8 protein-coding genes and 1 pseudogene are annotated in these 9078 nt (G+C 75.0%); 6 read left to right on the top strand and 3 right to left on the bottom strand.

All coding sequences use genetic code 11. From position 1 onward, the window contains the following. From DVA66_RS13290 to DVA66_RS13275, 4 genes are all read left to right on the top strand, one after another. Positions 1–589: PIG-L family deacetylase (locus DVA66_RS13290; protein WP_114560518.1), on the top strand; the 589-nt coding region annotated here is incomplete at its 5' end. A gap of 93 nt (positions 590–682) precedes the next feature. Further along, positions 683–1924 (top strand): helix-hairpin-helix domain-containing protein, encoded by a 1242-nt coding sequence (locus DVA66_RS13285; RefSeq protein WP_157973988.1) that lies wholly within the window; start codon positions 683–685, stop codon positions 1922–1924. Between the two features lie 54 nt (positions 1925–1978). Continuing rightward, positions 1979–3112, top strand: coding sequence for an NTP transferase domain-containing protein (locus DVA66_RS13280; RefSeq protein ID WP_198671742.1), 1134 nt, complete (start codon positions 1979–1981; stop codon positions 3110–3112). A gap of 86 nt (positions 3113–3198) precedes the next feature. After that, positions 3199–4539: an MFS transporter gene (locus tag DVA66_RS13275; RefSeq protein WP_114560516.1), complete on the top strand. Its 1341-nt coding sequence runs from the start codon at positions 3199–3201 to the stop codon at positions 4537–4539. Here DVA66_RS13275 and DVA66_RS13270 read toward each other — a convergent pair. Next, positions 4536–5627, bottom strand: coding sequence for a fatty acid desaturase family protein (locus tag DVA66_RS13270; protein WP_114560515.1), 1092 nt, complete (start codon positions 5625–5627; stop codon positions 4536–4538). The two genes, DVA66_RS13275 and DVA66_RS13270, sit on opposite strands and share 4 nt — an antisense overlap. Positions 5628–5821: 194 nt before the next feature. Between DVA66_RS13270 and DVA66_RS22105 the strand changes: the two are divergent. Together DVA66_RS22105 and DVA66_RS21305 are read left to right on the top strand one after the other, a co-directional pair. Beyond that, positions 5822–6193: pseudogene (locus DVA66_RS22105) on the top strand (DUF1800 family protein); the annotation flags it as partial. A 474-nt stretch (positions 6194–6667) separates the two neighbouring features. Next, positions 6668–7090: a DUF1501 domain-containing protein gene (locus DVA66_RS21305; RefSeq protein ID WP_198671741.1), complete on the top strand. Its 423-nt coding sequence runs from the start codon at positions 6668–6670 to the stop codon at positions 7088–7090. Positions 7091–7134: 44 nt separating this feature from the next. Here DVA66_RS21305 and DVA66_RS13260 read toward each other — a convergent pair whose 3' ends face one another. Continuing rightward, positions 7135–8781, bottom strand: coding sequence for a DNA repair helicase XPB (locus DVA66_RS13260; protein ID WP_114560514.1), 1647 nt, complete (start codon positions 8779–8781; stop codon positions 7135–7137). Positions 8782–8839: 58 nt separating this feature from the next. Further along, on the bottom strand, positions 8840–9078 hold a 239-nt coding region (locus DVA66_RS13255), incomplete at its 5' end, for a hypothetical protein (protein WP_157973987.1).

The raw sequence follows: 9078 nt of genomic DNA, 5'->3' as shown, positions 1-9078 counted from the left end.
GCCCGGCACCGTCGACGCGGCGGAGGGCAGCCCCGAGCTCTCCCGCGCGCGGGAGGCCGAGCTCGCCGGGGCGCTCGCCGCGCTCGGTGTGCAGCGCTCGGCCTTCCTCGGCCAGCCGCCGGCCCGGGTGCCGGGCGGGTCGGCGCGCGACTACCGCGACTCCGGGATGCGCTGGGTCACGCCGGGGGTGGCGGGACCGGCGGAGTCGGCCGACGACCGCTCCTTCACCTCCGCCGCGCTGGAGGAGGTGGTGGACGACCTGTGCGCCTACGTCGAGGTGGTCCGTCCCACCGTGCTGGTCAGCTACGACGTCGGCGGCACCTACGGCCACCCCGACCACGTCCGCTGCCACCACGCCACCCGGGAGGCGGCGCGCCGGACCGGGCTGGCGATGGTGGAGGTGCTGGTGCACCGGGAGGCGGACGACGCGGAGTGGTGGGACCTCTCCACCCACCACGCCACCGTGGTCGAGGCGCTGCGCCACCACGCGAGCCAGCTGACCGTGCTCCCGGGGGAGCAGGAGGTGCGCCACGTGGGCGGCCAGACCGAACCGGTCGCGCTGCGGGTCGGTCTGCGGCTCGTCGGCTGACCCGTCGTCCCCAGGCCCGGCACGGGTCGGGGCGTTGTCCACAGGTGCGCCCGTCGGGCGTGCGCACCGGCCTCCACCGCCAACGGTGCCGGCATGTCAGGTCGAGGGGAGTCCGCCCGCAGCGACTACGTGCAGGCCCGGCTGGACGCCATCCTGTCCGGGGCCGCGACATCGTCGTCGGACCGTCCGCCGGTCGAGGGTGCCACCGTGCTCTCGGCCCGTCGCCGGCTGCCGATCCCGGTGCTGGCCGAGGCGATGGGTCCACCGCGTCGCGGCCGCGCCCGCGGCGGGGCGGCGGAGGGGGCTCGTCGACCGGGTGGTGGGGTGGAGACGCTGATCTGGTCGTCCGACGCCGCCGCCGAGAGGCCGGCGTCGGTGACCGGCTGGTCCGAGTCGGCAGATGTGCCCGGCCCTTGGGCGCGGTCAGCGGACCCGCGCGGGTCCTGGCCGGGGTCGGACGAGCCGACCGAGCCGCTCGACCTGCCTCCCGACCCGGCGGAGACACCCGGCTCTCCCGACCCGTCCGGACGGGTCGGGCGGTCCGGGCCGACCGGGCGGGTGGAGCGGTCCGGTGTCGACGACGACGGGCGAGCAGGGACGAGCGCGGGACGGGTCGCGACGGAGGAAGGCCGGTGGACGACCGCGCCCGAGGACGACCGCGCGGTCCGGGTGACGATCCCGCGGCTGACCCGACGACACCTCGCCGTGCTGGCCACCGTGCTCGCGCTCGCGGTCGCCTTCAGCGCGTTCCTGCTGCTGCGCGCCCGCGCCGACCCGGTCCCGGTGGTCACGGCGACACCGGTCACCCCCGAGGCCCAGCAGGGTGGCCCGGCCCCGGTCGCGCCGAGCCCCAGCCCGACCCCGGTGCCGACGCTGGTGGTGCACGTGCTCGGGGCGGTGCGCGAGCCGGGCGTGGTGGAACTGCCCGCCGGGTCGCGGGTGACCGACGCGATCAAGGCCGCCGGGGGGCTGGAGGACGACGCCGACCCGGGCGAGCTCAACCTGGCCCAGCCGCTGCAGGACGGCCAGCAGGTGCACGTGTCGGAGCAGGGCGAGGACTCGGAGGTCCGCGGTCCCGGAGCCGTGGGCGAGGACGGAGGTGGCGGTGGTGCCGCCGGCGGGTCGGGCGCTGGCGGCACGGGCCAGCTGCTCGACCTCAACTCCGCCACGGCCGCGCAGCTGGAGGAGCTGCCCGGGGTGGGGCCGGTGACGGCGCAGAAGATCCTCGCCTGGCGGGAGGAGCACGGCCGGTTCAGCCGGGTCGAGGAGCTGCAGGAGGTGTCAGGGATCGGTCCGAAGTCCTACGCCGAGATCGCCCCGCACGTGCGGGTCTGATCCCGGTGGGCAGAGGCCGGTCGCCGGGAGGCGGTGCGCCACTAGCCTGGCCGGGTGAGCGAGCGCTACCGCACCTTCGTCCCGGTGCCGCCGGCCGAACGCGACGAGCTGCGACGGCGGGCGGTGCGCGTCCTCGTGGTCGGGCGGTCCGCGGCCGGTGAGGAGGTGCTGCTGTTCGAGGACACCGATCCCGGCGTCCCCGGGGTGTCGTGGTGGATGACTCCCGGTGGCGGCATCGACCCGGGGGAGAGCGAGCTGGAGGCGGCGGTGCGCGAGCTGGCCGAGGAGACCGGGCTGGTCGTCACCGCCGACCGCCTGGTCGGCCCGGTGGCCCGGCGGGAGGTGGTGCACGGCTACAGCGACCAGGTGGTCATCCAGACCGAGTCGTTCTGGCTGCTCGAGCTGGACCGTTTCCAGGTCGACATCGCCGGCCACACCGAGGAGGAGCAGCTCACCATCCAGCAGCACCGCTGGTGGCCGCTGGCCGAGCTCGCCACCACCACCGCCTGGATCTGGCCGGCCGAGCTGGTCCCGCTGGTCGAGGCCGGCCGGGCCGGCGGCGCGGTCGTGGAGCTGGGCCGCCAGGAGGAGTCGACCGTGCCGGTCGAGGTGCCCACCGGCTACGACGCGCTGGTGCTCGCCGGCGGGCGCGCCCGCCGTCTGGACGGGGCGAGCAAGCCCGAGGTCGAGCTGCGCGGACGCCGGCTGGTCGACCACGTCCTCGGTGCCGTCACCGGCGCCGACGCCGCGGTGGTGGTGGCGCCCGAGACGCTGGTGCTGCCCGAGGGGGTGCGCCGCACCCTGGAGTCTCCGCCCTCCGGCGGTCCGGTCGCCGGGCTGGTCGCCGGGCTGGCCGCCCTCGCCGACGGCCGCACGCCGGGTCAGGTCACCGTGGTGCTCGGCTGCGACGCCCCGTTCGTCGCCGGTGCGCTGCCCCGGCTGCTGGCGGCACTGGCGGCCGACCCGCAGCTGGACGGGGCCGTGCTGGCCGACACCGACGGACGTCGGCAGTGGCTGTCGGCGGCCTACCGCACCGAGGCGCTGCGGCGGGCGCTCGGGAGCTCCGACGGCCGGGACGCGGCAGCCCGCGCCGTCCTCGGCGGGCTCCGGCTCCACGTCGAGCCGGCGCGGGGACTGGAGGCGGTCGACCTCGACACCTGGGACGACATCCGCGCCGTCCAGTCCTGAGCGGCTCCTCCGCCGGTCACCGACGTGCGAGGGCGACGCGGAACCGCGAGTCAGGCTAGCCTCACCTCAGCATCTGAGGGGGAGCCATGAGCCAGCCAGCAGCACCGACCGGACCGGAGGACTCCGGAGGCGGGGTCGTCGAGCCGAGCACGCTCGGCGCCTGGCAGCGCAACAGCCTGGTCACCGGGCTCTACGTCACCCAGTTCGTCGGGGTCGGCTTCCTCGGCACCGGCCTCTCGGTGGTGCTGCGCGACAACGGCTACAGCCTGGACGTCCTCGGCTGGCTGGCGCTCGCCGGTCTGGTCTGGCCGCTGAAGGTGCTGTGGGCGCCGCTGGTCGACCGCTGGGGCTGGGCCGTGGTGGGGCACTACCGGGGCTGGCTGCTCGTGCTGCAGCCGCTGATGGTGCTGGTGATCCTGGCGATGGTGCCCTTCGACGACCTGTCCAACCTCGCTCCCGTGGTCGTGCTCGGGATCCTGCTGGCCATGCTGTCGGCCACCCAGGACACCGCCAGCGACGCCCTGGCCCTGCTGGTCATGCGCGGTCGCGAACGCGGGCTGGCCAACGGGCTGCAGGTCCTCGGCGGCTACCTCGGCAACCTCCTCGGCGGCGGGCTGACCGTGGTCGTCTACGACTGGTGGGGCTGGTCGGCGGCCATGCTCTTCCTCGCCGTGGTCACCGCCCTGCCGATCGCCAACATCGTCCTGCTCCGCGAGCCCGCGGTGGCCGCCCGGGTGCGGCCGGACCTGCGCACCGCGGTCGCCGCGCTCGGCACGGTGCTGCGCCAGCCCGGCGCCGCGCGGTGGGCCCTGCTGGTGGTGCCGCTGGTCATCGGGGCCGCCGGGATGGTCACCGCGCTGCTCTCACCCGCGCTGGTCGACCAGGGCTGGACCCCCGCGCAGGTGGCCTTCGTCACCGGTGTGCTGACCGGCCTCGCCGGGATGGTCGGCGGGCTGCTCGGCGGGCTGCTGGTCCGCCACGCCGGCCGGATCCGCACCGTCGTGGTGAGCGGCGTCGTCCTCGTGCTGGCCGCCCTCACCCTGGTCGTCACCGCCTTCGCCGACGCCGACCGGGCGGTGGTCATCTGGGTGGTGACCGTCTACTACCTGGGCTTCTGCGCCCTCTCCGCGGTCCTCTACACCGTCCACATGGACTACGCCCGCCCGGGCACGGCCGCCACCGACTACGCCCTGGTCAACACCCCGGCCCAGGTGGTCGGCTTCCTCACCGGCTCGGTCGCCCTGTTCGCCGCCGGGGCCGTCGGCTACCGGCCGGTCGCGCTGGTCGCCGCGCTCGCCTTCGCCGGCGCCGTCGTGCTGGCGCTGCTGCACCTGGACCGCTACCGCCCCGACCTCGCTGGCCACCAGCCGTCCGGTGCACCGGAGCGGTCCGACCCGCGCGACGTCGCCCGCGACCAGATCGGCTAGCCGCGCGGCTCAGCGTGCCGGGTGGCGGCCGGCTCGGCCCGGTCGGCCGGTCGCGGCGCCCGCCACAGCTCGCCGATGGAGTGCAGGAGCCCCGGGGACTCGGTCAGGTGGTAGGCCGACCCGGCCGGCAGCTGCGTGAGCAGACGCTGGTGCGCCTCGCGGTAGGCGTGGTAGGGCAGCGAGGGCACCAGGTGGTGCAGCGCGTGCAGCCGCAGCCCGACCGGGCCCCAGACCAGCCCGGCCACCCGGGAACGCGGGTAGTTGATGGTGTCGATCATCTGCAGCACGAGGTTGGCCTCGGAGTCGTTGCCGAGGTAGCGGTGCGCCCCCAGCAGCCGCGCGGTGTCCAGACCGGCGACGCCGACCATCAGCGCCAGCCACCACAGCAGCACCACGGGGGAGAGGACGCCGGTCAGCACCAGGGCGAGCACCGCCCAGACCAGCACGAAGCAGACCGCCTCCTGCACCAGCCAGCGCGTCCGCTGCGACGGCTTCGGCGGGTGCCCGCGGTACTCCACGTCGATCTTGATGGTGGACGCCCGGGCGTAGACCCACTCCCGGGTGCGCGGCACCAGCCACGACACCGGCGCCAGCACCCCGAAGCGGACCGGCCCGAACAGCGGCAGCACCAGCGCGCTGAGCGCCATCTTCACCATCTCGCTGCGTGACATCCGCGCGAAGGCCACGTACTCGGCGTCCCCGGCGGTGCCGTAGAGCCGCCGGCTGTGGTGCTCGGAGTGCCCCTCGTACATGAAGTAGGGGATGAGCAGCCAGAACCCCACCAGCAGGTTCCAGCCCAGCCCGAAGCGGCTGCGGTGCTCGCGCTGGCGGAAGTGCACCAGCTCGTGGATGAACAGCGTCGCCCGGTACATCGCCACCACCGCCACTCCCAGCAGCAGCGCCGCCCAGGGCGTCCCCGGCGTCAGCACCACCACCGCCGCGAAGGCCGACCACCCCACCAGCGCCGACAGGCACAGGTCGGTCCAGTAGACGGCCATCCGCGGGGTCATCAGGTCCGAGAGCAACCGGATGGCGCGTGCGGCGTCGAAGTCGGCGGCCGCCGCCACCCGTTCGGCGTGGGTGCTCACCGGCGCCCCGCCCGCGCGGTCGGGGTCGTGCGCATGACCCGACGCTATCGCGTCGCGTTGTCATGATCTGGTGACGCCGGTGGAGTTCGCCGAATCGGCAACTGACGCTCTCCCCGGCACCACTCGTGGACGGGGGTCGCGGGGCGCCAGCCCCGCCGCACCGAGAGGTCGTCCTCGTGACTGCTCCCGAGACAATGCCCCCTGCCCCGGCACCGGCCGGGTCCGCGCGGCGCCACCTGCTCACCGGCCTGGCCGCGGCCGCCGTCGTCGGCGGCGCCTCCGCGCTCTCCACCACCACCGCCGCCGAGGCCGCCCCCGCGGTCGACGTCCCGGTCCTGCACCTGCTCCGCCGGGCCACCTTCGGGCCCACCCGCGCCCTCGACGCCGAGGTCAGGAAGAGCGGCACCAAGGCCTGGCTGGAGGCCCAGATCAAGCCCAGCTCGGTGCCCGACCCCGAGATGGACGCGTTCGCCAAGCGGTTCCCGCGGCTGTCGTGGCGGCACTGGGAGGTGGGCCGACCCGGGCTACCGCGGCGACGTGCTCGTCGTGCTCAGCCTGCGCGGCGGGTTCGACGGGCTGTCGGCGGTCGCCCCGGTGGCCGACGCCGCCTACGCCAAGGCCCGTCCGACCATCGCGCTGCCGCAGTCGCGGGCCCTCATGCTCGACCGCACCTTCGGCCTGCACCCCTCGCTCAAGCCGCTCAAGGCCCTCTGGGACGCCAAGCAGCTCGCCTTCGTGCACGCGGTCGGGCAGACCTCGCCCAGCCGCAGCCACTTCAGGGCCATGGAGGACATGGAGAACGCGCCCCCGGGCTCCAGCCTGCGCACCGGCTGTCTGGACCGCATGCTGGGCTCCACCACCGCGCCGTCCACCTTCACCGGGGTGGCGGTGGGCACGCCCCGCGGTCGCTGCAGGGCCCGTTCAACGAGCTGGGCCTGCGCAGCGTCGACCAGCTCACCCTCCCCGGTGCCGGCACCGCCAAGGACCTGCAGCGCTGGCGGACCGCCCTCACAGCCCTCAACGCCGCCGCACCGGAGGCGGTGCGCGCCCCCGCCCGGGCGGCGCTCGCCGCGGTGCAGACGACCACCGCGAGGAAGGAGGCCGGCCACACCCCACGCCCCGGCGCCGTCTACCCCGACGACGACCTCGGCGCCGAGCAGTCCCGCGTCACCGTGGTGACGCTGTCGGAGTTCGGCCGCCGGCTCACCGAGAACGCCTCCGGCGGCCTCGACCACGGCCACGGCAACCTCGCCATGGTGCTCGGCGGCGGCGTCAACGGCGGCAAGGTGTACGGGCGGTGGCCCGGGCTGTCGGCCTCCGCGCTGGTCGACGGCGACCTCGCCGGCACCACCGACTACCGCACCATCCTGGCCGAGGTGGTCGAGCGCCGGCAGAAGCTCAGCGCCACCACCGTCTTCCCCGGTGTCAGCAGCACCCGGCTCGGTCTGGTCCGGGCCGCCTGAACGAGCAGCCCGGCCGGCGGGTGATCCCCCGCCGGCCGGTGCGCTCAGGCGGTCGGCTCGGCCGGGACGTCCTCGGCGTCGATGATCCGGTAGGCGTAGCCCTGCTCGGCCAGGAACCGCTGCCGGTGCTGGGCGAACTCGGCGTCCACGGTGTCGCGGGAGACCACCGCGTAGAACCGGGCGGACTTGCCCTCCTGCGGGCGCAGCAACCGGCCCAGCCGCTGGGCCTCCTCCTGGCGTGAGCCGAAGGCCCCCGAGACCTGGATCGCCACCTGCGCCGAGGGCAGGTCGACGGAGAAGTTGGCCACCTTGCTGACCACCAGCAGGTCGATCTCGCCCTCCCGGAAGGCCTGGTAGAGCTTCTCGCGCTGCCGGGTGGTGGTGTCGCCCTTGATGACCGGGGCCCCGAGCCGCTCGGCCAGCTCGTCCAGCTGGTCCACGTACTGCCCGATCACCAGCCGCGGGACGCCCTCGTGGCGGCGGGCCAGGTCCTCCACCACGCTCATCTTCGACTCCGCCGAGGCGGCCAGCCGGTAGCGGACGTCCGGCTCGGCCATCGCGTAGGTCATCCGCTCCTCCTCGGTGAGGGTGACCCGCACCTCCACGCAGTCGGCCGGTGCGATCCAGCCCTGCGCCTCGATGTCCTTCCACGGGGCGTCGAACCGCTTGGGCCCGATCAGGGAGAACACGTCGCCCTCGTGGCCGTCCTCACGCACCAGGGTGGCGGTCAGCCCGAGCCGGCGCCGCGCCTGCAGGTCGGCGGTCATCCGGAACACCGGGGCCGGCAGCAGGTGCACCTCGTCGTAGATCACCAGACCCCAGTCGCGGGCCTCGAACAGCTCCAGGTGCGGGTGCACGCCGTTCCGCTTGGTGGTGATCACCTGGTAGGTGGCGATGGTGACCGGGCGGATCTCCTTGCGCGAGCCGGAGTACTCACCGATCTCGTCCGCGCTCAGCGTCGTGCGCCGGATCAGCTCGTCGCGCCACTGCCGGGCCGAGACCGTGTTGGTGACGAGGATCAGCGTGGTCGCCGACGCCTTGGCCATCGAGGCCGCGCCGACGATCGTCTTGCCCGCCCCGCAGGGCAGCACCACCACGCCCGAGCCGCCGGCCCAGAACCCCTCGGCGGCCTGGGACTGGTAGGGCCGCAGCTGCCAGCCGTCGGTGGCCAGCTCGATCGGGTGCTTCTCGCCGTCGACGTAGCCGGCCAGGTCCTCCGCGGGCCAGCCCAGGGTGAGCAGCACCTGCTTGAGGTGGCCGCGCTCCGAGGGGTGCACCGCGACGGTCTCGGCGTCGATCTTGGGCCCGAGCAGGCCCTTGACCTTCGCGCTGCGGCAGACCTCCGTGAGCACCGCCGCGTCGGAGGAGACCAGCACCAGCTCGTGGGTCGGGTGCTTCTCGATCCGCAGCCGGCCGTAGCGGTCCATGGTGTCGGCGACGTCGACCAGCAGCGCGCTGGGCACCGGGTAGCGGCTGTACTTCAGCAGCACGTCCACCACCTGCTCGGCGTCGTGGCCGGCGGCGCGGGCGTTCCACAGACCCAGCGGGGTGAGCCGGTAGGTGTGGATGTGCTCGGGCGCGCGCTCGAGCTCGGCGAAGGGGGCGATGGCGATCCGGCACTCGTCGGCCTGCTCGTGGTCGACCTCGAGCAGCAGGGTGCGGTCGGACTGGACGACGAGGGGGCCGTTCACGCGCGGCTCCGAGGGCGGGTGGGCTCAGCAGGCATGACGTCCATTCTGCTCCGCGGAGTCAACGCCCGGCCGAGCCGCCCGGCCGGGCCGCCACCACCCGGGCCAGCGGGACGCTGACCACCTGCCCGGACGCCCGCAGCCGGACCGCGCCGGAGGTCACCGTCAGCGGGGTGGCCCGGCTGGTCGTGCTCTCCCCGGCCGCGGTCACCCAGTCCACCACCACCTCGGCGCCGGCCGCGGCGGCGCGGCGCAGCACATCCACCGCGGAGTCGACCGCCCCGGCCCGGGCGCGGCGGT

It is taken from the genome of Desertihabitans aurantiacus (assembly GCF_003344635.1).
In the GTDB taxonomy this organism is placed as follows: domain Bacteria; phylum Actinomycetota; class Actinomycetes; order Propionibacteriales; family Propionibacteriaceae; genus Desertihabitans; species Desertihabitans aurantiacus.
Note: the sequence above shows the minus strand (reverse complement) of the source record. Positions and strands in the feature narration are given on the sequence as shown.

What these genes read in the sequence shown, in the direction of transcription:
- DVA66_RS13275 (WP_114560516.1), top strand. Translation starts at nt 3,199, where the DNA reads ATGAGCCAGCCAGCAGCACCGACCGGACCGGAGGACTCCGGAGGCGGG.
- DVA66_RS13285 (WP_157973988.1), top strand. Translation starts at nt 683, where the DNA reads ATGTCAGGTCGAGGGGAGTCCGCCCGCAGCGACTACGTGCAGGCCCGG.